Below are 24,281 nucleotides of genomic sequence, written 5' to 3' on the forward strand. Positions count from 1 at the left end.
TTTTTAACTCGAGTACAAAATTTTCTAAAAAGAGGCAAGTATTGCCAAAAAGTGATAAAATGGAAAAAGTGAGGTGAAAAAAATTAATAGAGAGAAAGGGGGGAGAAATATGAAAGCAACAGGAGTTATTCGAAAAGTAGACGAATTAGGACGAATTGTTATCCCTAAAGAATTACGCGATGTATTGGGAATACAAATCAAATCACCGCTTGAAATTTTTGTAGAAGCAGATAAAATCATTTTACAAAAATATCAACCTTACAATGCTTGCCAAATCACAGGTGATGTTTCAGAGCAGAACATATCATTAGCAAATGGAAATATTACTGTTGGGATAGAGGGAGCGGAATATTTAGTAAAAGAAATAGAAAAGTTTTTAAACAAGAGTGAGGTTTAGTCTTAATTTATATTATTTTTCAAATTACATATCATTCTTTTAAAAGACTGTAAGAGGACCATTAATTGGTCCTTTTATTTTGGTTATTAGTTGAATGACCCAGGCTGTTATTTCCTATAAATCATAGGGGAAATACAAAAGTAGTATAGAGTTAGTAAATGATGTTGAGAAATATTTGAAAAGAAGGAAAACAAAAAGAATAAAACGAATGTTACATTTACACGTATTCAAAAGTGGTCTGAAATGAAAATAATACATTTTCAGGAGGGATTACGATGAGTAGTACAGTGAATAAACAAAAAGGTATACAATTGATTCCATTTACCGTAAATAAGGTTGTAGAACAAGTAAATGAAATTCCACCAGGTGTACAACTGATTCACGCTCCGCAAGTATGGGGAAAGAGTGTGAAGGGGCAAGATGTAGTCGTTGCCGTATTAGATACAGGGTGTGATACTAATCATATAGATTTAAAAGATCGTATTATCGGCGGAAGAAATTTCACAAAAGATTATGAAGCTGATCCAAATGTGTATCTTGATAATAACGGACATGGTACTCATGTCGCGGGGACGATTGCAGCAACTGAAAATGGTGTCGGTGTATTAGGAGTTGCACCACTTGCTAAAATGTTAGTATTAAAAGTTTTAGCGGGAGATGGTTCTGGAAGTTACGAGCAAATTATTGAGGCAATTCATTATGCTGTAAATTGGAGAGGGCCGAATCAAGAGAAAGTGAGAATTATTTCAATGTCACTTGGTGGTCCGCAAGATGTTCCAGAATTACATGAAGCAATTCAAAAGGCGGTAAAGCAGGATGTTCTCGTCGTATGTGCTGCTGGGAATAATGGAGATTGTAATGATAATACAGAGGAACTAGATTACCCAGGTGCTTACTCGGAAGTAATTGAAGTCGGCGCTGTCAATTTAGAACGGAAAATCACATGTTTTAGTAATTCAAATCAAGAAATTGATTTAGTAGCGCCAGGTGATGAAATATTATCTACGTATCCAGATGGGAAATATGCAGTGTTAAGTGGAACTTCCATGGCGACGCCGCATGTTGCTGGAGCGCTTGCCTTGCTCATTAAACAGTGTGAGCAAGAATACGGTCGAAAGTTATCAGAGCCGGAAATATATGCACAACTTATTAAAAGAACTGTACCTTTAGGGTATGAACGTACATCCGAAGGGAATGGATTATTAGATTTATTAAAAGAATAGTAAATACTAAAAAAACATCTCATATGAATATGAGATGTTTTTTTAATATGGCTCTGTCGCATGTAATACAACTTGTAATAAACCTGGGAATCTAGCATTTAAATCTTCTTCACGAATTGAAATGAAACGTTGTGTTCCTTCAAGGCGCGTGTACATAACACCTGACTCACGTAAAACTTTGAAATGGTGAGATAAAGTTGATTTTGCAACAGGGATGTTTAAAGCACCACAAGATTGTTCATTTTTCTCTAGTAACATATTTACAATTTGTAAACGAATTTGATCGCTAAGTGCATATAAGACAGAAGAAAATTGAATTTCTTCTCGATTTGGATGATAGAGTGTACGCATATTTCACCTACTTGTATAAGTTAAGATATTTGCACTATAACATATAAAGTGGTATATTTCTATTGTTCGAATATTTTCGAACAATAGAAATATAGGGGGAGAAAAAATGAAGTATACAAAATTGCAAAAGGCAGGATTAAATATTTCAAAGTTGGGTTTAGGTACAAATGCAGTAGGGGGACATAATTTATATGCTGATGTGAATGAAGAAGAAGGAAAGCGATTAGTAGAAGAAGCTATTCAGCAAGGGATTACATTTTTTGATACAGCAGATTCATATGGTTTCGGTAGATCAGAGGAATTAGTAGGAGAAGTATTAAAGGGAAAACGTCATGAGTTTATACTTGCTACAAAAGGTGGAATTCAACCGTTGTTAAATGGAGAAACTTATATTAACAATGAACCAAGTTATTTAAGGAATGCTGTGGAAAATAGCTTAAGAAGATTACAGACTGAATATATTGATTTATATTATTTACACTTTACAAATCCTGAAACAAGTTACATAGATTCAATCGGAGAGCTTACTCATTTAAAAGAAGAAGGGAAAATTCGTTCAATTGGAATATCGAACGTAAACATAGAACAATTAAAAGAGGCGAATCAACATGGTCATATAGATGTTGTACAATCTCCATACAATATGTTAGAACGTACAGCTGAGGAAGAACTGTTGCCGTATTGTATAGAAGCGGGTATTTCATTTATTCCATATGGGCCTCTTGCTTTTGGAATATTAGGCGGAAAATATACAGAAGATTTCAAATTAAATGAAGTCGATTGGCGTCAAAATGTAAATCTATTTGAAGAAAATACATATAAGAGTAATTTTAAGAAAGTGAATAAGTTAAAAGGGCTAGCTAAAGAAAATGATATTGAAGTGTCTCATTTAGCGTTAGCATGGTTATTAAATAAAGAAGGAATTGATACTGTTATACCTGGTGGAAAGCGGGCAGAGCAGGTAAGAGAAAGTGTGAAAGCGGTAGACGTTGCATTGAATGAAAGAGTCATGAAAGAAATCCAATCTATTTTAGAAGATTAGTGAAACAGAGGAATAGTACCCTCTGTTTATATAAGGAGAAGGTCTAAATGAACAGAGTACTAGCTGTGTTTTTTATGATAATGTTTATGATCGGTACAGATACTTTCTTAATTTCACCACTTTTGCCGACATTACAACAGGTGTATCATGTTTCAACTGAGTTGTCAGGATGGATGGTGAGTTCGTATGCTTTAGGGTATGCTGGATTTGCGCTTATTGCTGGTCCTATATCAGATGGATTAAACAGAAAAAAAGTGATGGTACTAGGTATGAGCTTTTTTGCAATAAGTACGTTTTTGTGTGGAATTGCACCGAGTTTTTTATGGATGCTAACATTTAGATTTTTAGCAGGTGTAAGTGCAGCTTTTGTATCTCCACAAGTGTGGGCATCTATTCCGCTCCTTATAGAGAAGAAGCAAATTGTGAAAGCAATTGGGGTTGCAACAGCAGGGTTATCAATCTCTCAAATTTTAGGGCTGCCACTGGGAGCTTATTTAGCAACGATACATTATACAATCCCATTCTATTTCATTGGTATATTATCAGCACTACTTGTCATTCTTATTTATGTTGTATTACCAGAAATACAGTCGGTTCATATAGGTGGAAATAAAAAAGCGATTTTACAGCGTTATAAACAATTACTTACAGATTCAAAGGTTTCACTTTCTTATTTTGCATACTTTGTTTTTCAAACCGGAAATTTTGCTGCATTTTCATTTTTTGGTGTATGGCTTTCCATTCAATTTGGCTCACAAGTTCATGAAGTAGGTACAGCTATGCTCGTATTAGGGTTAGGAAATTTAACTGGTAATATTTTTGGTCCTAGAATCGTAAATAAAATTGGTTATAACCTTTCTTTCTATGGTGGAATTATATTTACAGCAGTGCTATATGTATTACTTCCACATGTAAAGAACATTGTATTGGTGGAGTTATCGTTCTTTGCTTTGTTTTTTTGGACAGGAATTTTGTTTGTATTAATGATGAGGCACTTACAAAACATATCTAGTGCAGCAAGAGGAACAGGAGCCGCGCTTGCAAATGCTTCTATGTATATTGGTCAAATGATTGGTGCGGCAATAGCAGGAATGTTATTTGCAGTATCTCACAATTTTATACTTATAGGTAGTTTTACTGCTTTACTATATATAGGAGCTTTATTTTTGTTTAGAAAAAGTGAAAAACTTACTGAAAGTAGTGAAACAGGAATTGCATCATAAAGCTTGTATAAATATTTCGCAAATCAGAATTAATAAGAGTGTGAATACATGAATGTGCTTTTAATTAAAGTAGTTACTAAAAGTATAGAAATAGTAGAAGAAATGTATTGTAACAAAGTTATGAGGAATCAAAAAATAAAAATCCCTATAAAGATAGGGATTTATATATCGGCATATAGTTCCTTGGAAAAGGATATACTTAGTTTAGCATATCGGACTACTTATATTTGTGAAATAGATGTGAAAGTAATGTGAAAAATGCCGAAGGAAAAAACTATTTAAATAGAGGGCAATTTAGATGGGGATATGGATTTTACATAAATGTTGTGTTATATTTCTACTTATCTGTTAATAATTACATATTTTAATTTTATTGGGGATAAAAGGGAGAGGTTTAAATGCAATGGTATTTGAAAGCTCTAAAGAATTATGGGAATTTTAGTGGTAGAGCTACGCGAAAAGAGTACTGGATTTTTAGTTTATCCAATATCGTAATTTTTTGGCTACTGTTATTTTTATCATCATTTTCAGAGGTGTTAGTTGCTATTATTGCGTTGCTATTTATGTTAGTAATGATTATACCAAGTTTTTCGGTTGGTGCACGACGATTACATGATATTGGGAAAACGGGATGGTGGCAACTATTAAATTTTGTACCGTTTGGTAGCGTTGTTTTACTTGTATTTTTTATCATTGAAAGTGAAGAAAATGACAATCAATACGGACCAAATCCGCATTCAGATTTAAAAGAAGCGATTTAATAAACTTATTTAGTTTGTAGCATTACTAGTTCAATTATTTTATCTATTATTAAAATGGTTTGCGTGGGCTAATATTATTAGGTTGATCTTTAGGTCTAGATGACTTTTGAAACTGTAAAAATGGAAAGATAAAGGCGGAGAGAATATAGCATGGAAAGAAAAAAATTCTAAATAAAAAGCACTGTTTTAGCTAATGTAGCTAAAACAGTGCTTTTCTCTTTGATTGAACAGTTGCAGCATTTTCATCATGTATACCTGCATCTTTAATAATTCGTTGTTTTGCTTTATTTAATAGATGGTTTACTGCTTCACCAAAATAGTTAGCTTCGCTTTTTGTGCGGGCTTCTCGTAAACATTTATAGTTTTCTAGCAGTTCCTCTTTTTCGGAGTTTGTTAAGAAATCTTCTATTTTCTTTTTTGTCATACGAAACACCCTTTCTCCTGACAAACGACGCAATAGAAAATATTTATTTCTCATTATAACAATAATTTTAAAAGAAAGTATACACTAACGTCGTAATAATTTGTCAATTTCTTGAATCTTCTCATCAGCTTTTCCAATTTGCGTATTTTTAGCCTGTTCGCCACCAAGAGCTTGATGTAGTAAGAAAGTTTGACCGGAAATAGCAGTTACAATGGATACTTTTATAATTTCTTTTATTGCGGTGACATCGAATAAAACGAGCCCAAGAAGTGCGGCTAGGCTACCAGTAAAAATGTCAGTTAAAAATCCAAAATGAAAAAATGTTTTCAAACGGCGTGGAAGCAATAACTTACCTTGGTTATTGATTAGATGGGAAACGAAGCCGGTAATGCCACCAACGAGTATAGCAGTTAGCCATTGATACATTTCCATCGAATCCACTCCTTTTAGTGAATAAGATTCGATTATTTTATATTGATTCCTTTTAATATTTCATATAAGCATATTGAGAAAGTTTGTTTGGGTATATTTTGTATTCAATTTAATTATAACAGAAAATTTCGAAAGGTTTCAGTCTATTATATGAATCATTTTTACAATAATATGAATGCAGAAAGGGGTGCGTGATATGAAGATAGATTATCGAATAAGAAGTGTAGATGGTTATACAAAAACTATAGGGGAATTAGTAAGCATGCTGGAGCATACGAGGGCTGTAACATTAGGCGAAGTAAAAAATTTATCAGTTGAGCAATTAGATTTAATTATGCAGAGCAGCGGAAATTCAATTGGCGCCTTATTAAAGCATATAGCAGCTATTGAAAAAGTTCATCAGCTTATTTCATTTCAAAATCGTGACTTTACAAAAGAAGAATTAGAAATATGGGAAGATGCACTGTATTTAGGGGAAGCAGGTAGAGCAATCCGTGGTCATGAAATACAGTATTATGTACAACTTCTACAAAGTGTTCGAGAAGAATCTCTGAAGTATTTAAGTGAACAAAGTGATGAGTGGCTCATGTCAGAAAGAAAGTGGCCTAACGGTGTAATATATAACCAGCAATATCTTTGGTATCATGTGCTAGAAGATGAAATTAGTCACCGAGGACAAATTAGAATGCTCAAAAGAAAGTTGTTTGAAAATTACGTTAAATAATGTAGCTTTTTATAGGAGAATTCCATATAATGAGAGTAATTAAAAGAAGAACGGGGTGATGTATTATGGCGAAAATAACTTATATGAATAATAAACCAAATACAAAGGTGGATGGAAAGGGCGAGACTATATAAGTGAGCGCACGATCCTTCCGCTTAGCTTACACTAGGGAGGATATCAATTTGAATCAAAATATTTTAGAATCGTTCGGCTGGGATTCTTTTTTTGAGGAACAAGCTGTTGAGAACTTTGAAGTAGGACGAATTTTACTCGAGCATAAGCATATATATCGAATTATTTGTAATGATGGTGAGTATATGGCAGAACTGTCTGGGAAGTTTCGGCATGAAGCAGTTACGAAAGGCGATTATCCAGCAGTTGGTGATTGGGTGTATATAAAGAAAATAGAAGATGAAAAGAAAGCGATTATTCATCGTATTTTCCAGCGAAGAAGCTCTTTCTCAAGACAAGAGGCTGGAACAAGAACAGAAGAACAGATTATAGCAGCAAATGTAGATTATTTATTTTTAGTGAATGCACTTAATCATGATTTTAATGTTAGAAGGATGGAACGTTATTTATTATTAGCGTATGAAAGTGGCGCTATGCCAGTTATTGTTTTAACAAAGAGTAGTATATGTAATGATATAGAACAAAAAATTGTAGAAACGGAAGCTATAGCAATTGGTGTTCCTATTTTCGTTGTTGATAGTTTAGAGCATACAGGTATTGATTCGTTGAAACAATTCGTTTCTTCAGGGAAAACAATTGCTTTAGTTGGGTCATCAGGGGTAGGAAAGTCAACTTTGTTAAATGCGCTAATAGGAATTGAGGTAGCAAAAACGGGAGATATACGTGAGGAGGATAGTAGGGGAAGGCATACGACAACGCATCGAGAGTTATTCCAATTGCCAAGTGGCGCTCTCGTAATTGATACTCCCGGTATGAGGGAATTGCAACTTTGGGAAGGAAGCGAAGCGATTCAAACAGCATTCTCTGATATTGAAGAACTTGCGACAACATGTCGTTTCCGTGATTGTAAGCATGAGAATGAACCAGGATGCGCGGTGTATAGTGCAATTGAAAACGGACTTATTACGATAGATCGTTTGAAAAGCTATAAAAAATTACAAAGAGAACTGGCGTATTTTATGAGGAAACAAGATGCAATCCTTGCCAGAGCAGAGCGTGATAAATGGAAGAAAATTTCTAAACAACATAAAAAAATGTAAAAACCAAAGGGGCCCCTTTGGTTTTTTCTATTTGTAAATTTTATAATAATATTATTCGTATATATAGACAAAGAGAAATTAATTGTTTAAACTTTACAAAGTATTCACCATAATAGGTTATGAAAATAATAATTAAGGAATGGGAAATATTCATAATTAACTCAATTTAACTTTTGAATTTTAAAATTAGGAGGTTCATAATGGGTAAACTATTAAATTTGTTTCGTGATATGAAAGTAGCAAAAAAGCTATTAATTTCATTCTTTGTAATTTTAATTGCAGCCGTTTCTATAATCGGGGGCATGTCTTATCAAACTGCTAAAAAGAATTTTGAATCACAAATTACGAGTAGTGCTAACGATAATATAAAAATATTAGATAATTTAATCAATCAAATGATTGAAGCAAAATTTAACGATGTGAATAACTTTGCACGAGTAATTCAAGCGAATATGTATCAAGGGGATAATCAGGATGAGCTAAGAAAGACATTATCTCAGTATATCAATTTGAATATAGATGTTGAACAAGTGTATGTTGCCGGTAATGATAAGAAATTTGTACAGGAACCAAATATACAAATGGCAGCAGATTATGATCCAACAACACGACCTTGGTATAAAGATGCAGTGGCAAAACAAGGTGGTATTGTTGTTAGCGAGCCATATAAGGCAAAAGGAAATGGACATATTGTCGTAACGATTGCGAAACAAACAGAAGATAAAAATGGGGTTGTTGCGCTAGATTTAAGTTTAGACAATTTATTAAAAACAACAAAGTTAATCAATATTGGTAAAAAAGGATATGCCTTCATTTTAGATGGAAAGCAAAAAATCATTGCTCATCCACAAGAAAAATCAGGGGATAAAGCAGCTGATTCTTGGGCAAAGAAAATTTATGAAGATAATCATGGTGCTTTTACATATTCTTATGGTGGTAGTGAAAAGAATATGGTATTTGCTACAAACGTAAAAACAGGTTGGAAAATTGGTGGGACGATGTACGCAACTGAAGTAATTGAAGCTGCTCAACCTGTATTTTATAATATGTTAATTGTTATGCTTATCTCATTAGTAGTAGGCGGGGCACTTATTTATTTTGTGACACTTTCAATTACGAAGCCTTTAAAGAGATTAGTTGTTACCTCTAAAGAAATAAGCGAAGGGGATTTAACCCAAACAATTGAAATTCATTCTAATGATGAAATCGGCCAACTTGCTAAAGGCTTTAATGAGATGACGAATTCGTTACGGACGTTAATTGGAAGAATTAACGATTCAGCTGGGCATGTTGCAGCGGCATCAGAAGAGCTAACTGCAAGTGTAAGGCAAGCAAGTGAAGCGACTGAGCAAATCACAATCGCAATGGATGAAATATCAAGTGGGGCAACGACGCAAACAACAAGCGTAGAAAATGGCGCTATGTTACTGTTTGATGTAACGGAAGGAATTCAACATGTAGCAAATAGTTCATCATCTATTAATACGGCTTCTGCACATACTCGTGAAAAAGCAGAAGATGGTGGGAAACTAGTAGGAAGAACAGTAAACCAGATGCAGTCTATTGCAGAATCGGTTTCACAATCAGATGCAGTTATACAATTACTAAATAATAAATCAAAACAAATTGGTGATATTTTAGAAGTAATTCAAAATATTGCAGATCAAACAAACCTTCTAGCTCTAAATGCGGCGATTGAAGCCGCAAGAGCCGGTGAGCATGGAAGAGGTTTCGCAATTGTTGCAGATGAAGTGCGTAAATTGGCAGAGCAGTCTAGCGTATCTTCTAGTGAAATTAGTAAATTAATATGTGAAATACAAGATGATATGGGTAAGACAGTCAAATCTATGAATCATGTAAATGAGGAAGTTCAATCTGGACTTGTTATCGCAAATGAAACGAAGCAAAACTTTGCTGAAATCTTACAATCTACAAATGAAATAGCTAATCAAATTAAGACGATGGTTGAAACGGCTAATGGAATGTCAAAAGGGGCAAATGAAGTATCTATTTCGGTAGGACAAATTGCAATGACAGCACAAAATAATGCGACAAGCACACAAAATGTTGCGGCTTCAGCTGAAGAACAGCTAGCTTCGATGGAGGAAATTGGATCTGCAGCAGGCACGTTATCTCAAATGGCTGAAGAGTTGCAAGGACTAATTGACAGATTTAAAGTCTAATAGAGAACAGACTACCTCTAGTAGCATTATGCCAATAGAGGGTAGTCTGTTTTATTGTAAAATCAAATGGAGATGTAAACTTCCTTTATGACGTTTAAAATGGTATTTTGCATAATGTTTGTCGAAAAATAGAGGTATTTGTTAGCTTTGTGTATAATTATTAACGTATAGAATACAAATAAAAGGAGAGTATTATGGGAGTGTATTGGGGGACAAAAAGACATTCTTGGCTTAGTTACGTCTCATTTTGGCTAAGTATTTCATTTTTTATTGTTTTTCTAATTGAAGTGTTTATATTAAAAACACTTTCGAATAGCTCGGTGCAAATTGTTAAATATTTTTATTTTATATTTGTACCAGTAAATATTTTTCTTAGTTTAAAGTTACTATTTAAGAAGAATGAAAAGAAAGCGTTACCTATTTTTAGTTTCATTGTCTCATTATTATTTGCAATTTTAATAATCGTATTAGTTTTAGCAGCTATAGGGAAGGTCTTTTGAGGGGAGTGGTATAAGTCACTCTCCTTTTTTATTTGTGGTAGTCTTACTATATGTAAAATTGTGAATGCTGTGAGCTAATAAAAGCAGAGAGTAGACAATATTTGCATGGATTAAAGTCTGTCGTTATTTAAACTTGTAAGAGTGTATGGAGTAATGAGGGAATATACATAATAATGGAGATAGAATTAGTTATTTTATAAGTATGTATGAAGCAAATGAATACGGTAAGAACGTTGATATATGGTACAATAGCTATGGATAGTGATAGAGATAAAGGGTATATAAAATACTCATCGTTTTTTAGTAAGAGAGGGGTTATCTTATGCTATACGAGGATTTGGAGACATTATTTCAAACAGCTCCGAAAGAAGATAGAGGCGGATGGAAATATATAATCCAAGAACAAAATAATACATTTAAAATTGTTGATGAAATACTGAAAAATCAAATGAGTGTCGAATTATATTTTAATGAATATGATGAGGTGAAAATCACTTTATATAAAGATGGAATTCCCATTACGACTATGCAAAGAATTGCGATTTCAAAAGTTGAATTAGACGAAGATGAAGAAGGTATTCAGTTTGTTTTAGAGCGCATGCCTAGTCGAATGATTCGGTTGCAGTTAAAGCCATATTTAGCATTAGAAATGGGACCGTACTGGGAAGTATGTGATGATTGTGAATGAGCATAAAAAAGCATCCAATAACATGGATGCTTTTTTATGTTTTTTGAAGTTGTTTAAACGCAATGATTGGAAGTATAACAATACTTACCCATCCGATGATAGGATATAGAATGTGAAGTAAGTCACTGTAACCGATGTAACTAAAGCAATAACTAATTAGTAAAATGAAGAAAATAATATTGTGATTTTTCCACCCAGTAATAGATTGCATCTGTTTTGTCATACCGAACACATTACCAACTAAAGTTGTGAAAACTTCACCGAAAATAATGAGAACAAAGAAGAAGTGAAAAGTTGCATTAAATCTTCTTATGACTTCAGCCATTGGGATGTTATATTGATAAAATTGATCGACTGATAAGATTGCTAAATGGCTGCATAATAAAATTAAAGAAAGTCCAGCACCACCTAAAATCCCACCCCAAAAAATGGCTTTTCGATCCTTTACTTCACTGGCTAATGGGACGAGAACACTTTGGGCGAGAGAAAGATTTAAGGCGACATATGTAATAGGGCTAGTAATCCATTTCATATTCCAGCTCTCTGCAGGAATAGTGTTATTAATGGAAGGTGTACCGTGAAAAAAGGTTGTAATAGCAAGTCCGATAATAAAAATCATCATAATAGGTACGACAAGTGTATTTACTTCAAAAACACCTTGTAATCCGCGGCTACTTATAATGAGACAAGCGATAACTGTAATAAGAATACCGAGTTGTCTTGGTAAGCGAAGTTGCTCTTCAAATACTGCACCAGCCCCTGATAACATAACGCTCGTTACGCCGAATAAAACGAGTAATAATAATGTGTTTACAACATTCCCAAATACATCCCCAAATAAATATTTGTTAAATTCTTGCGCTGAAAATGCCCCGATTTGTGATGAAAGTAACATCATCTTTGTGCCAAGCCAAATAAAAAAAAATCCACTTACACATATGCCAATGGTCCCGTATAATCCATTCACTGTGAAAAATTCAACAATTTCTCGTCCAGTAGCAAATCCAGCTCCAACGACAGTTCCGATATAAGTAGCGGCTACTTTCTTTGCTACTTGCCATTGTTGATTGTCCATGTTATCCCTCTTTCTACTATGATGAGCTTGATGTACTATTATGCATATGTATGAGCTTGGACAATTAGACGTATGAAGTGTTTGAAAAAATACATGAATTTAATGATATTAGGGAAGCATTAAAGGTGTTAAAACTTTGTTACATATAAGCCAATTGTTCGAAAGGAAAGGGAATGTATGGTAAAATGTAATTGGGTTATTAAAAGATAAACATTACAAAATGATAAGAGGAGTGATTGTATGAGTACGAAAACAAATGTTGTTGAAGTATTAAACAAGCAGGTAGCAAACTGGAATGTGTTATATGTTAAACTACATAATTATCACTGGTATGTGACAGGGCCACACTTCTTTACATTACATGAGAAATTTGAAGAGTTTTATAATGAGGCTGGAACGTATATTGATGAGTTAGCAGAACGTATTTTAGCTTTAGAAGGTAAACCATTAGCGACAATGAAAGAATATCTCGCAACATCTAGTGTCAGCGAAGGGACAAGCAAAGAATCTGCAGAAGAAATGGTGCAAACATTAGTGAATGATTATTCTGCACTTATTCAAGAATTAAAAGAAGGTATGGAAGTTGCAGGTGAAGCTGGTGATGAAACATCAGCTGACATGCTGTTAGCAATTCATACAACATTAGAACAGCATGTATGGATGCTAAGTGCATTCTTAAAATAACGATAAATATAATAGAAACCCATTGAAAAATTATTTCAATGGGTTTTTTTATGATTTTTCAGTTTTCTTTTATGCTATAATATAGTAAAAAGGAGGCGATGCGATGTTTCGCTTTTTCAGAACTGGAAAAGAAGAGCGGGAAATTACGAAAGATGAATTAGAACAAGCGATGGCTCAGTTTTTAGAAACGAATGCTAATATCGTTTATACAGTATTAGTAAATGAAGATTATACAGTAAATTATGATTTGTTAAAACCGTATTTACCTGCATTTCCAACAAATGATTTTCTCATAACGAAGGAAACGCTTGAGGTATTTGAACATACAGCAGAAAATTTAAGCCTAGTGAAAGAAATTGATGTCGTACAAAAAGCAGTAGACCAATACGTAACAGAAAAAGAAATGTTCCCAATTGTTGAAGGTAGCGAAGATCGCCTCATATGCGGAATGAAGCTAGGACCTTACTTAAATCGTAGCTTAAAAAGAGACTTATATATTTCAGAAAAACATTATTTAGTTTCAAGTAAACCAGATAGAAAAAAACAAAAGAGCGGGTAGATGTAATGAAAACAACAATACATATATTGTTGTCTTTTTTTGTTTTTTAAAATATTGATTTTTCAGTCTATTATTATTTATACTAAATGTATTGGACAGGGAAGAGTAACTATTAAGCATCATTTTGAGAATAAGGTATTGTTAGCGTGGGTTATACAAAGTGGTATAAAGATTCGCAAAAAATATTATAAAAGGTTTCGGGGGAATTGGTACATGAAAAATAGCATGACTTACATTCAATTATTAAATGAAACGTTACGTTGTTATGCAAATAAAGGAAGTTTTGAAGCGTACAATTATATAATGGAAAACGCTACAGGTGTAATAGGGAATGAGGCGCAAATATATAATTTTAAGTATGCACTCGCAAGTGCATCGGGACTTGAAAAAGAAGCATTACATTTAATGAGAGAGGCCATTATAGAAAAGGGATTCTGGTATGGAAATGAGTATTTAATTTCCGACGAAGATTTAAAATCACTACATAAATTTGAAGAATTTCATACAATGGTGCAATTATGTAATGAAAGAGAAGAATTAGCACATAAAAAGGAAAGACCAGATGTGAAATATATATACAGCAAGAAAGAAGGAAATCTACTACTTACATTGCACGGTGACCAAGAAAATATTCAAATAGTAGAGCCATATTGGAAATCAGTTTTGACACAAGATTACACGTTAGCTTTACCACAGTCTTCACAAATTCAGTTTTCAGATGGATTTGTTTGGGATGATATAGAGAGAGGGAAAGAAGAATTAAAAGGGCATTACAATAAGTTTATAGAAAACCATACAGTAGAAAATGTAATCATTGGTGGTTTTTCTGCAGGGGCAAGAGTAGCTTTATATACGATTTTGCAAAAAGATATAGAGGTTGATGGTTTTGTTTTTATGGCACCATGGCTTCCCGAGATTGAAGAATGGGATGAGTTGCTAAGAGTGCTGCAGGATAAACATATAAAAGGATATATAGTATGCGGGGATCAAGATGAAGATTGTTTCGAATCCACGCAGCAATTTGTACAACTATTAAGAGAGAAGAATATAGAACATAAGTATAAAGTTGTCCCTGACTTAGATCATGATTATCCTATTAACTTTGAAGAGCTATTAAAAGAAGCTATTGAATATATAGGAAATGAAAACAATAAGTAGTAAGAAAAAGAGATGCATCATATGTGATGCATCTCTTTTTAGAATTATAAATTAAAAGCATTTGCTAATAAGCGATAAGACTTTAATTTATGTTCAAATTGATGAGTAATCGTGACAATCATAAATTCGTCAGTATTGTATGCTTTGCTTAAGTTTATTATTTTTTCTTTTACAGAAGACGGATCACCAACAATCATACGTTGACGATTTTCTTTTATACGGAATAAATCATAAGCGCTGTATGAATAATTTTGAGCAGTTTCAATAGAAGGTGTACCAGTAGTTCGTTTTCCTTGCTCTAATAATAAGATTGATAAATCTAAACTAGAAGCAATTTTTTCCGCTTCTTCATTTGTTTCTCCGCATATAACAAAAATGGCAACGATTGAATTAGGCTTATCTCCTAAAAATGAAGGCTGATATTGTTCTTGGTAAGCCCTCATAACTTCAGGGCCTCCAAAGCCATTAATAAATTGCGCAAATGCGAAAGAAGCTCCGTTGTTTGCAGCAATTTTAGCGCTCTCTCCGCTAGAACCGAGCATCCACATTTCAGGAGACGTTGGGATAACTGGAGTGGCTTTTAAGTTTGCATAGTGATGGTTTTCTGGTACTTGATCATGTAAGTACATTGCAACATCTGCAATTTGTTCTGGATATTGATCAAGTGAGACCATTTTCCCTTCTTGAAGTGCGCGAGTTGCTATTGGCATACCACCAGGAGCTCTACCAACACCGAGATCGATACGATTTGGATACAGTGCTTCTAAAACGCGGAAATTCTCAGCGACTTTATATGGGCTATAATGCGGTAACATAACACCACCTGAACCGACTCTAATACGGTCCGTTTTCGCGGCAATATGAGAAATAAGTATTTCTGGACTTGAACCAGCTAAGCTTACGGAATTATGATGTTCGGATACCCAAAAACGTGTGAATCCGAGTTTTTCAACTTCTTGTGCAAGCGTAACTGTATGTGAAAAAGCTTGGGCTGCTGTGCTACCATCTGAAATAGGTGATTGGTCTAATACACTTAACTTGATCATAGAATATACCTCTCAATCTTAATGTACATCCTATTATATATTTACTTATGAAAAATGCGTAGTGAAATGCTCAAAATGAAAAGTGGATAATCCTATTTCCGCTTTTAACGAGAAAATCCGCGTTCATAATGATTCATTTCGACCAGATTTAAAATATATTCATAGTTGTCAATTTCACATTTTAGCTGTTCACGTTCTTTTTCAGATAGTGTCATATTGCTAAGTTTTTTACATAAGTTTTGTTTCTTTAATTCTAAATGTTTTTTTGTAGCATCGTAGTCATAAGTATGTTTCATTTTTAACCACTCCTTCTTTGTAGTTGCTATATTATACGAAGTATAAAGAAAAGTGAGATCTGTCTCTTATGTACTTTTAGTGAATATTCAAATTGCAATGGTGTTATGTTTATGGGGATGTATGAATAAAATGCACTAAACCACTAACGTCCATTTGATGAAGTAAGGGGTGGAATTGTGCAGAAAGATATAATGTATAACACTGAAATGGATGAAGCGTTAAAAGTTATAGATAAAGGATTGAAGAAGACGATAAGCCCAAAACAAATTATTGTAGTGGGAGCTGGTATGGCTGGGTTAGTTTCAGCTTCTTTATTAAAGGCTGCAGGACATGATGTGAAAATTTTTGAAGCAAATAACCGGGTAGGTGGCCGTATAGAAACGGTTAGAATGGAAGATACCGGATTATATTTAGATGTTGGAGCAATGAGGATTCCATATTCGCATACATTAACGATGACATATATAAGAAAATTTGGGCTACAGGTGAGACCTTTTATTAATAGAAATGAGACGGATATTATATACGTAAATGGACGGAAAACGACGTTAAAACAATATGAAAAAGATCCAAGTATTCTAAGATATCCTGTGGAAATGAATGAAGTTGGAAAAACGTCAGAGGAATTATTATTGTTAGCGGTACAGCCCATTATAAATTTTATAAAAAAGAACCCAGAAAAAAATTGGGACGTTGTAGTAAAGGATTTTGGAAGATACTCTACTGGGCAATTTTTAAAGTATCATCCTTATCAGTATAATACTTACTTTTCGCCAGTAACAATTGAGATGATTGGTGTTCTATTAGATTTAGAAGGTTTTTTGGAACGATCGTTTGTAGAGACTTTACGCTTTCTATACATTATGCAAGAGGAGAGCGGATTTTGTGAAATTGTGGGCGGGAACGATAGATTGCCAAAGTCATTTTTACCGCAATTAGAAGAGAATATTATATATAATCAAAAATTAATGAAGCTACATCAACACGATAATGGTGTGACAGCTTTCTATCGGAACGAGGAAACTTTTGAATATAGTAGTATTACAGGAGATTTAGTTATTGTTACCATTCCGTTTTCGACAATGCGTTTTGTAGAAGTAGATCCGTTTGATTCTATATCTCATGAAAAATGGAAAGCAATTCGTGAATTACATTATATGCCTGCGACGAAAATAGGAATTCAATTTAAAAGCCGATTTTGGGAAGAACAAGGACAATTAGGCGGCAGAATTATAACAGATTTGCCAATTCGTTATGCCTATTATCCAAGCTATGGAATTGGGGAGAAAGGACCGGCTATGATGTTAGGTAGCTATACATGGTCTTATGACGCGTTGTTATGGGATGGTTTATCAAAAGGTGATCGTATTTATTACGCATTACACAACTTAGCAACAATATTAGGTGGTCAAGTGTATGATGAGTTTATATCTGGAATATCAAAAAGCTGGACATTGGATCCGTATGCGCTTGGAGGATTTGCACTTTTTCAAGCAGGTCAAGAATCTGAGCTGCAACCAGCGATTGTCAAACCAGAGGGGAAAATATTCTTCGCTGGAGATCATACAACGCTATATCACGGATGGATTCAAGGTGCGATTGAATCTGGAATTCGTGTAGCGTTGGAAGTGAATGAGTAAAAGGTTTTCAATTCAGAAAATTCTTTACTATATAACTTGAGATAGATATTATTATATATAAAAGAAATATAGGGAGTGTTTACAGTGAATCCGTTATTATTCGATTTTCCTTCTGAATTTTATACTGACAGGCTTTTTATTCGAATGCCGAAACCAGGAGATGGTAAAGTTGTATATGATGCAATTCAGGCTTCAATAGAAGAGCTAAAACCTTGGATGGTGTTTGCACAAAAAGAGCAAACAGAGCAAGAAGTAGAAGAAAGTATTAGAAAATCACATATTCAATTTTTGCAACGTGAGGATTTAAGATTACTAGTATTTTCGAAAGGAACAGGTGAATTTATTGCTTCAGCCGGATTACATCGTATTAATTGGGATATACCTCAATTTGAAATCGGATATTGGATTGATACAAGGTTTAGCGGAAAAGGCTATATGGTAGAGGCTGCGAAAGGTATAACGGATTACGCTTTTTCTGAATTGAAAGCAAACCGTGTAGAAATTCGTTGTGATTCTTTAAATAAGAAGAGTAGAGCGATACCTGAGAAATTAGGTTTTAAGTTAGAAGGTACGTTAGAAAGTGCGAGTGTTGCGGTAGATGGAAACGGATTAAGGGATATGTGTGTATTTGCCATGACTAGAAATACATATGAAAAAGAAGAGCTGTAAGAAAATAGCTCTTCTTTTTATGCATTATGGTACAGGATGTCCATTAGAGCTTTCGAAAATTGTAAACCATTGTTGACGGTCTAAGTTAACTTTTGTAGCAAGAGCGGCAGTTTTTACGCGATCTAATTTACCAGAGCCAACGATTGGCATCATATTAGCTGGATGAGCAAGTAACCAAGCATACATAACCGTATCGATATTAGAAACACCTAGCTCAGTAGCAACTTTTTGCACAGTTTTGCGTACACGTACAGCACGTTCTGATTGACCAGTAAAGATCTCACCACCAGCAAGAGGTGACCAAATCATTGGATTGATTCGTTTTTCTTGGCATAAGTCAATTGTTCCTTTTTCAAAATGCTCAAGCTGCAATGCAGAAACTTCAATCTGGTTCGTAATAAGTGGGAAATCTAAGTACGAACTTAACATATTAAATTGTGAAGGTAAGAAGTTAGATACACCGAAGTGACGAACTTTTCCTTCTTGTTTTAATTGTGAAAAGGCTTTTGCCACTTCATTTGGATCCATAAAAGGATCGGGACGATGAATAAGTAATACGTCAATATAATCTGTATGTAAATTTTTAAGTGATGCTTCTACACTTTGCATAATATGCTCTGCACTAGTATTGTAGTGAGCCACATATCGCTCTGGAAATTTCGGTGATGGGGGAGCGATTCCACACTTTGTAATAATTTGCATGTTTTCTCGTAAGGAAGGCTTTAATTGTAAAGCTTCGCCAAATAACCCTTCACATGTATATGCGCCGTAAATATCAGCGTGATCAAAAGTAGTAATTCCCATATCCATACAATCTTCAATGAAAGAAAGTAATTCTTGTTTCGTCATATTCCATTCTGCTAAACGCCAAAATCCTTGAATAATACGAGAAAATTCTAGCGTTTCGGCCATTTGAACTCGTTCCATGATAAGTACCCCCTTGATGAATGATTATTATTTTGAAAAGGCTTTCTTACTACATATTATTATATAGTTAGAGGGGCGTACAAACAATAAATATGTTTTGCTAAAAAAATGATTTTCTCTATATGCTATAATGTAGAAACATATAGCTAGAAGGAGATGTACGAAATGATTCCAGTAACAATATTAACTGGTTTTCTTGGATCTGGGAAAACGACATTATTAAATCGTATTTTATCAGAAAATCACGGTAAGAAATTAGCGGTGATTGTAAATGAAATAGGGCAAATTGGCATTGATAATCAGTTGATTATGAATGTGGAAGAAGAAATTATGGAAATGACAAATGGCTGTTTATGCTGTACTGTACGTGAAGATTTACTCGTTGCTTTAAAACAGTTACTGGACGTAAAAGCGGAAGGGAAAATGGATTTTGATGGTTTAGTAATTGAAACGACTGGCCTTGCAAATCCAGGCCCGATTATTCAAACATTCTTTTTAGATCCAGTCATTCAATCTGCTTACCAAATTAACGGTGTTGTAACGGTAGTAGATAGTTATCATATACATAAACATTTTGAAAAAGGATTAGAAGCAAAAGAGCAAATTGCGTTTGCTGATGTCGTTTTAGTAAATAAATTAGATTTAATTGAAGAGAATGAGAAAGAAAATCTCTTGCATGAAATTCAAGGAATTAACCCGACTGCAAAGTTAATTGAGGCGACTAACTGTGAGGTAGATATACCATCTTTATTACAAATCCAAACGTTTAAAACGAAAGATACGTTGCAAATTTACCCTCATAAAGAACATAACCACTTAGAAGGTGTGAAATCATTTGTATTACGTGAAGAACGTCCGCTGGATTTACAAAAGCTTAATGAGTGGATGTCAGCTGTCGTGCAAGAGCTAGGGGAATATTTATATCGTTACAAAGGAATTTTATCGATAGATGGAGTAGATAAACGTATCGTTTTCCAAGGTGTACATACGTTATTTGCTGCTTCGTACGATAGAGAGTGGCAAGAGGGAGAAGAGCGAGTAAGTGAAGTAGTTTTTATCGGAAGAGATATTAATAAAGAGTGGTTCCAAGAACATTTCGAGGAGTGTGTGAAATAAGTCTGCGTAAATTGTAGGCTTATTTTTTATGAACACTCTATTAGATTGTAAAACAGAATTAAATAAGGGAAAGAAACTAAAAATTGATAACTGTATAATAAAAAGCCTGTTTTCACAGGCTTGTATTTTCGTCTATTAGTAACTCCATTACAACACCTACAACTGGACCTTCATCATCAATATCCCCATTTAAGCGGAAACCAAATGATTCATACAGTCCCATTGCAAGTTTGTTGTCTGGATGTAAACTTAAGTAAATTATTTTACATTCAAATTTTTCTTGTAAGAATTGAATGAGTAAGCGAAGGAAACGTTTTGCGTATCCTTTTCCTTGATATTGTTGGTCAATCATAAAGCGATCGAGCCATACACTTTTATGTTTTACTGAATACCATCCATACATTGCGTATCCTACAAGTGTTTCGCCATCATATAAACCTACTGACGTTCCGTTTCCTTCATATAATGATTCTGCTAAAGAAAACGCGTTACTTTCAATAAATTGTTGCTGGTCTTTTGCGACGTCTAAAGCAACTACTGAACGCCAATTTTTTGCTGTTACTTCACAAATGTGAAGATTCATAATTCCAACTCACCTTCTAAATTAATATAGCTTTCAAGCTAATATGGATAATTTTACTTGTTATTTTGGTCAAGTCAAGGATAAATACATAAAAAGGCAGCTGAATAACAGATTCAGCTGCCTAGAAAATATAATGGATTAGTTTGTTGCTTCTTTCAATGTATTTACGTTTTCTTCCATTAAAGTGAAGTAATCTTTATTATTTTTTGCATCATCTTCAGAAATAGTAGCTAAGTGATTTAAGCGTAAAACTTTTGTACCAGTTTCTTTTTGAATTACGGATGCTACTTTTGGAGTAGAGAACGTTTCGAATAAAATATATTTTAGATTATGTTCTTTTACTGTTTTTGTAATGTCAGCAAGCTGCTTTTGAGATGGTTCATCAGAAGCTGAAATTCCAGCGATAGGAATTTGTTTTAGGCCGTATCGTTGTTCCCAGTAACCATAGGCAGCATGAGAAACTAAAATTTCTTTCGTTTTTGCGTTCGCTACAGCTGCCTTAAATCCATCGTCTAAATCAGTAAATTTAGTTTGAAGTGCTGCAAAGTTTTTTTCGAATTCTTTTTTATGTTCAGGTTGTAATTCTACAAGTGCATTTTTAATTTTTTCTGCTTGTTTCATTGCTAGAGTAGGATCTAACCAAACATGTGGGTCTTTATCGTGATGATGTTCATCTTCTTTATGGCCATCTCCATGATCATGATGCTCTTCTTCAGTAGAAGCACGAAGCTCAATACCTTTAGATGCATTTACAATTTTAACATTTTCTTTTTGTAATGTTTTTTCCATTTTTTCAGCAAATGGTTCTAATTCAGCGCCGTTATAAACAAATAAATCGGCTTTTGCAACTTGTACTGTTTGTTTTTGACTTGGTTCAAATGTATGTGAATCTGCACCAGGTGGGTAAATTGCTTCAACATTTACATAGTCGCCACCAATTTTCTTTGCGAAATCAGCAAGTGGGAAAATCGTTGTATAAACTGTTAGCTTTCCATCTTTCTTGGCATTACTTTCTTTTTTATTTGAGCAGCCAGCGAAAATTAAGGTAAAAATAAGTAAGAATGAAAATATAGTCAATCTTTTAGGCATGAAGTTCTCCTCTTTTCTTTTTTACGGATATATTTTCCCCAATTATAGAAGAAAAATATCATTTTAATACAAAACGGAATAATTACGTTTTAGTTTGCGAACTTAGTATAATACATCTTTAATAAAGTTGCAATAAATAATAATCATTCCGATTTGTTTTTGTTATAAAGTTGTCAAATATAGGTGTATTATTTTTGCAAATGCATGCATATGTGACAACGCTGTTTTCATATATTGAAAAGGAGGTAAAGAGGGGGATGAGCGCTTGGGTTACTTAATGGAAGCTATTTTATTAATATTAGCGGTAGTATTGCCATTATCTTTCGTATTAATTTTTTTAAGAAGATTAATAAGTAATTTAGGGGACGCTACAACAATAACGAAATTACAAGAGAGAGATGAGAAAAAAGAGTGAGTAAAGCACTATGCGTACGCATAGTGTTTTACTTGTGGTAAAATAAGAGCAGGAAACTCCTAAAGGTTGTATTTTACTGAAGGAGAGAAAAGTAAAATAAGAGGTATATGCATATATGAATAAGCGAACAGCGTTAATACTTGGTGCAAGTGGTTTAGTTGGACAAGAGATAACGCGTCTATTACTTGAATCAGATTACTACGATTCGGTTACTATTTTTGTAAGAGAGCCAATGCAATTGCAACATGAGAAGTTACAGCAGAAACAAGTTGATTTTTCGGTATTAGAGGAATATAAAGAGTTCTTTGCTGTGGATGATGTTTTTAGTTGCTTAGGAACAACAATAAAAAAAGCAAAAACAAAAGCAAATTTTAAAAAAGTAGATTATGAATATACGTTACGAGCTGCTTGTTTAGCTGAAAAACAAGGGGTACAAAATTTCCTTGTCGTGTCTTCTATGGGAGCGAATCCTAAATCATTTTTCTTTTATTCACAAGTAAAAGGGAAAATGGAAGAAGAATTGCAAAAGTTAGTGATCGGTGGTATTCACATTTTTAGACCATCATTATTAGTAGGAAATCGACAAGAATTTCGTTTCGGCGAACAAATGGCTGAAAAGTTATCTCGTATTATTCCTTTTATCTTTAAAGGGGCTTTCAAAAAGTATAAACCAATTTCAGCTAAAGATGTGGCGAAAGGGATGTATATAACCGCGCTGCGAGAAGAATCGGGTATCCATACTTATAATTCAAATGAAATTACAACGATAGAATAAATAAAACCGAGAAGAATGACTTCTCGGTTTTATTTATTCGTATGAATTTTCCCTGGCGCTCGCTTGTATTGATATGGTTCTTGCAATTCAAAGCCAAGTTCATTGGCCGCTATTCTCGGGAAGTACGGATTGCGAAGTAACTCACGTCCGATGAAAATTAAATCAGCTTCGTTATTATTTAAAATTTGCTCTGCTTGTGACCCAGTCGTAATCAATCCAACTGCACCAGTTGCAATCTTAGTATGCTCTTTAATATGTTTGGCGTATTGTACTTGATAACCGGGATACACATCAATATGTGCTGGTACAACTGCGCCAGAACTACAATCTATTAAATCTATTCCCTGTTCTTTCATCCACTTTGTATACTGAACATAATCTTGAACCGTTAGCCCGTCAGGGTGATAATCATTTGCTGAAATACGAACGAATATTGGTCCGTCCCAAACTTCATTTACAGAGTCGATAATTTCGCGTAAGAAACGATAGCGGTTTTCAGGTGAGCCGCCGTATTTATCCGTTCGTTTATTAGTAAGTGGTGATAGGAATTCATTGATAAGGTAACCGTGAGCGCCATGTAATTCGATAACATCAAATCCGGCTTGTTTTGAACGTAACGCGGCCCTCTGAAAAGCTAATATAGTCTCTTTGATTTGCTGTATATTCATTTCTACTGGTATCTTCATCTTATCATTAAAAGGAATTGCAGAAGGAGCGAAAGCATTCGTATCTAATTCTGCTTTTCTTCCGGCGTGAGCGAGTTGAATGGCAGCTTTTGCGCCGTTATCATGTATAAAAGTAGTCGTTTTATGTAAGCCTTCAATTAGGTTGTCATCCCAAATACCTAAGTCTTTGTTAGAAATTCGTCCTTCAGCTAACACCGCAGTTGCTTCAACCATAACTAAACCTACTTGGCCAGCAGCGCGAGTTCCATAATGAATGAGATGAAAATTCGTAACGCTGCCATCCTCATTCCCCGATGAATACATACACATAGGCGACATAACGATACGATTTTTTAGTGTAACGTTCTTAATTGTATAAGGTGAAAAAAGCTTGGAATTCATC

Annotated in this window: 29 protein-coding genes; 19 read left to right on the top strand and 10 right to left on the bottom strand. The window is 34.1% G+C overall.

Going from position 1 to position 24,281, the window contains the following annotated elements; translation table 11 throughout:
* Window positions 1-109: 109 nt before the first annotated feature.
* Both C3Y97_RS09620 and C3Y97_RS09625 read left to right on the top strand, forming a co-directional pair.
* The gene (locus C3Y97_RS09620; RefSeq protein ID WP_000648324.1) at window positions 110-397 is read left to right on the top strand and encodes an AbrB/MazE/SpoVT family DNA-binding domain-containing protein; all 288 of its coding nucleotides are present in this window, start codon (window positions 110-112) and stop codon (window positions 395-397) included.
* A gap of 275 nt (window positions 398-672) precedes the next feature.
* The gene (locus C3Y97_RS09625; protein WP_086402051.1) at window positions 673-1,620 is read left to right on the top strand and encodes a serine protease; all 948 of its coding nucleotides are present in this window, start codon (window positions 673-675) and stop codon (window positions 1,618-1,620) included.
* A 42-nt stretch (window positions 1,621-1,662) separates the two neighbouring features.
* Here the strand turns inward: C3Y97_RS09625 and C3Y97_RS09630 are convergent, their stop codons facing one another.
* The gene (locus C3Y97_RS09630) at window positions 1,663-1,971 is read right to left on the bottom strand and encodes an ArsR/SmtB family transcription factor (protein WP_001259906.1); all 309 of its coding nucleotides are present in this window, start codon (window positions 1,969-1,971) and stop codon (window positions 1,663-1,665) included.
* A gap of 106 nt (window positions 1,972-2,077) precedes the next feature.
* On the opposite strand from C3Y97_RS09630, the gene C3Y97_RS09635 reads away from it, so the two are divergent.
* The 4 genes from C3Y97_RS09635 (at window position 2,078) to C3Y97_RS09650 (ending at window position 4,997) form a co-directional block, all read left to right on the top strand.
* Complete coding sequence (locus C3Y97_RS09635) at window positions 2,078-3,013, top strand: aldo/keto reductase (protein ID WP_000877965.1); 936 nt, start codon at window positions 2,078-2,080, stop codon at window positions 3,011-3,013.
* A gap of 47 nt (window positions 3,014-3,060) precedes the next feature.
* Window positions 3,061-4,236 (top strand): MFS transporter, encoded by a 1,176-nt coding sequence (locus C3Y97_RS09640; protein WP_136363322.1) that lies wholly within the window; start codon window positions 3,061-3,063, stop codon window positions 4,234-4,236.
* Window positions 4,237-4,284: 48 nt separating this feature from the next.
* Window positions 4,285-4,491 (top strand): hypothetical protein, encoded by a 207-nt coding sequence (locus C3Y97_RS28335; RefSeq protein ID WP_001101741.1) that lies wholly within the window; start codon window positions 4,285-4,287, stop codon window positions 4,489-4,491.
* 143 nt (window positions 4,492-4,634) lie between these two features.
* Entirely contained in the window at window positions 4,635-4,997 is a 363-nt protein-coding gene (locus tag C3Y97_RS09650) for a DUF805 domain-containing protein (protein ID WP_001198796.1), read from the top strand.
* Between the two features lie 199 nt (window positions 4,998-5,196).
* On the opposite strand, the gene C3Y97_RS09655 is transcribed toward C3Y97_RS09650, so the two are convergent.
* Window positions 5,197-5,421: a hypothetical protein gene (locus C3Y97_RS09655; RefSeq protein ID WP_000162602.1), complete on the bottom strand. Its 225-nt coding sequence runs from the start codon at window positions 5,419-5,421 to the stop codon at window positions 5,197-5,199.
* 84 nt (window positions 5,422-5,505) lie between these two features.
* A complete protein-coding gene (locus tag C3Y97_RS09660; RefSeq protein ID WP_000426310.1) occupies window positions 5,506-5,853 on the bottom strand; it encodes a DUF4257 domain-containing protein in 348 nt (115 codons plus the stop codon).
* Between the two features lie 196 nt (window positions 5,854-6,049).
* Between C3Y97_RS09660 and C3Y97_RS09665 the strand changes: the two genes are divergently transcribed.
* From C3Y97_RS09665 to C3Y97_RS09685, 5 genes are all read left to right on the top strand, one after another.
* On the top strand, window positions 6,050-6,577 hold the full coding sequence (locus tag C3Y97_RS09665) for a DinB family protein (protein ID WP_136363324.1): 528 nt from the start codon (window positions 6,050-6,052) through the stop codon (window positions 6,575-6,577).
* 182 nt (window positions 6,578-6,759) lie between these two features.
* Window positions 6,760-7,809, top strand: a complete 1,050-nt coding sequence (gene rsgA / locus C3Y97_RS09670; protein WP_136363326.1) for a ribosome small subunit-dependent GTPase A — start codon at window positions 6,760-6,762, stop codon at window positions 7,807-7,809.
* Between the two features lie 200 nt (window positions 7,810-8,009).
* The gene (locus tag C3Y97_RS09675) at window positions 8,010-9,992 is read left to right on the top strand and encodes a methyl-accepting chemotaxis protein (RefSeq protein ID WP_000517289.1); all 1,983 of its coding nucleotides are present in this window, start codon (window positions 8,010-8,012) and stop codon (window positions 9,990-9,992) included.
* 194 nt (window positions 9,993-10,186) lie between these two features.
* Entirely contained in the window at window positions 10,187-10,492 is a 306-nt protein-coding gene (locus C3Y97_RS09680) for a hypothetical protein (protein WP_000539569.1), read from the top strand.
* Window positions 10,493-10,814: 322 nt separating this feature from the next.
* Window positions 10,815-11,180 (top strand): DUF3979 family protein, encoded by a 366-nt coding sequence (locus tag C3Y97_RS09685; protein WP_000965068.1) that lies wholly within the window; start codon window positions 10,815-10,817, stop codon window positions 11,178-11,180.
* 34 nt (window positions 11,181-11,214) lie between these two features.
* Here C3Y97_RS09685 and C3Y97_RS09690 read toward each other — a convergent pair whose 3' ends face one another.
* Complete coding sequence (locus C3Y97_RS09690) at window positions 11,215-12,255, bottom strand: YkvI family membrane protein (RefSeq protein WP_000370207.1); 1,041 nt, start codon at window positions 12,253-12,255, stop codon at window positions 11,215-11,217.
* 240 nt (window positions 12,256-12,495) lie between these two features.
* On the opposite strand from C3Y97_RS09690, the gene C3Y97_RS09695 reads away from it, so the two are divergent.
* The 3 genes from C3Y97_RS09695 to C3Y97_RS09705 all read left to right on the top strand — a co-directional run bounded on the left by C3Y97_RS09695 (window position 12,496) and on the right by C3Y97_RS09705 (window position 14,656).
* Window positions 12,496-12,939, top strand: coding sequence for a Dps family protein (locus tag C3Y97_RS09695; protein WP_000105199.1), 444 nt, complete (start codon window positions 12,496-12,498; stop codon window positions 12,937-12,939).
* Between the two features lie 103 nt (window positions 12,940-13,042).
* Window positions 13,043-13,498, top strand: a complete 456-nt coding sequence (locus C3Y97_RS09700) for a DUF3939 domain-containing protein (RefSeq protein WP_000488210.1) — start codon at window positions 13,043-13,045, stop codon at window positions 13,496-13,498.
* 213 nt (window positions 13,499-13,711) lie between these two features.
* A complete protein-coding gene (locus tag C3Y97_RS09705) occupies window positions 13,712-14,656 on the top strand; it encodes an alpha/beta hydrolase (RefSeq protein WP_000798324.1) in 945 nt (314 codons plus the stop codon).
* Window positions 14,657-14,700: 44 nt separating this feature from the next.
* On the opposite strand, the gene C3Y97_RS09710 is transcribed toward C3Y97_RS09705, so the two are convergent.
* Window positions 14,701-15,702, bottom strand: coding sequence for an LLM class flavin-dependent oxidoreductase (locus C3Y97_RS09710; RefSeq protein WP_000594045.1), 1,002 nt, complete (start codon window positions 15,700-15,702; stop codon window positions 14,701-14,703).
* A 104-nt stretch (window positions 15,703-15,806) separates the two neighbouring features.
* Window positions 15,807-15,998: a DUF3896 domain-containing protein gene (locus C3Y97_RS09715; RefSeq protein WP_000683356.1), complete on the bottom strand. Its 192-nt coding sequence runs from the start codon at window positions 15,996-15,998 to the stop codon at window positions 15,807-15,809.
* A 177-nt stretch (window positions 15,999-16,175) separates the two neighbouring features.
* On the opposite strand from C3Y97_RS09715, the gene C3Y97_RS09720 reads away from it, so the two are divergent.
* Both C3Y97_RS09720 and C3Y97_RS09725 read left to right on the top strand, forming a co-directional pair.
* Window positions 16,176-17,639 (top strand): flavin monoamine oxidase family protein, encoded by a 1,464-nt coding sequence (locus tag C3Y97_RS09720; protein ID WP_136363328.1) that lies wholly within the window; start codon window positions 16,176-16,178, stop codon window positions 17,637-17,639.
* A gap of 84 nt (window positions 17,640-17,723) precedes the next feature.
* Complete coding sequence (locus C3Y97_RS09725; RefSeq protein ID WP_136363330.1) at window positions 17,724-18,308, top strand: GNAT family N-acetyltransferase; 585 nt, start codon at window positions 17,724-17,726, stop codon at window positions 18,306-18,308.
* A 24-nt stretch (window positions 18,309-18,332) separates the two neighbouring features.
* On the opposite strand, the gene C3Y97_RS09730 is transcribed toward C3Y97_RS09725, so the two are convergent.
* On the bottom strand, window positions 18,333-19,235 hold the full coding sequence (locus C3Y97_RS09730; protein WP_000442782.1) for an aldo/keto reductase: 903 nt from the start codon (window positions 19,233-19,235) through the stop codon (window positions 18,333-18,335).
* Between the two features lie 165 nt (window positions 19,236-19,400).
* Here C3Y97_RS09730 and C3Y97_RS09735 point away from each other — a divergent pair, with 165 nt between their 5' ends.
* Entirely contained in the window at window positions 19,401-20,351 is a 951-nt protein-coding gene (locus C3Y97_RS09735) for a CobW family GTP-binding protein (RefSeq protein ID WP_000613422.1), read from the top strand.
* Window positions 20,352-20,463: 112 nt separating this feature from the next.
* Here the strand turns inward: C3Y97_RS09735 and C3Y97_RS09740 are convergent, their stop codons facing one another.
* Both C3Y97_RS09740 and C3Y97_RS09745 read right to left on the bottom strand, forming a co-directional pair.
* The gene (locus C3Y97_RS09740) at window positions 20,464-20,934 is read right to left on the bottom strand and encodes a GNAT family N-acetyltransferase (RefSeq protein WP_001048677.1); all 471 of its coding nucleotides are present in this window, start codon (window positions 20,932-20,934) and stop codon (window positions 20,464-20,466) included.
* Between the two features lie 138 nt (window positions 20,935-21,072).
* On the bottom strand, window positions 21,073-22,023 hold the full coding sequence (locus tag C3Y97_RS09745) for a metal ABC transporter substrate-binding protein (protein ID WP_001126148.1): 951 nt from the start codon (window positions 22,021-22,023) through the stop codon (window positions 21,073-21,075).
* A gap of 265 nt (window positions 22,024-22,288) precedes the next feature.
* Here C3Y97_RS09745 and C3Y97_RS27815 point away from each other — a divergent pair, with 265 nt between their 5' ends.
* Together C3Y97_RS27815 and C3Y97_RS09750 are read left to right on the top strand one after the other, a co-directional pair.
* Window positions 22,289-22,438: a hypothetical protein gene (locus tag C3Y97_RS27815; RefSeq protein ID WP_000540932.1), complete on the top strand. Its 150-nt coding sequence runs from the start codon at window positions 22,289-22,291 to the stop codon at window positions 22,436-22,438.
* 115 nt (window positions 22,439-22,553) lie between these two features.
* A complete protein-coding gene (locus C3Y97_RS09750) occupies window positions 22,554-23,213 on the top strand; it encodes an oxidoreductase (RefSeq protein WP_001042735.1) in 660 nt (219 codons plus the stop codon).
* Between the two features lie 29 nt (window positions 23,214-23,242).
* On the opposite strand, the gene namA is transcribed toward C3Y97_RS09750, so the two are convergent.
* Complete coding sequence (gene namA / locus C3Y97_RS09755; protein ID WP_001086176.1) at window positions 23,243-24,280, bottom strand: NADPH dehydrogenase NamA; 1,038 nt, start codon at window positions 24,278-24,280, stop codon at window positions 23,243-23,245.
* Window position 24,281: the final 1 nt, after the last annotated feature.

The organism is Bacillus sp. DU-106, assembly GCF_004799705.1.
Classification (GTDB): Bacteria; Bacillota; Bacilli; order Bacillales; family Bacillaceae_G; genus Bacillus_A; species Bacillus_A cereus.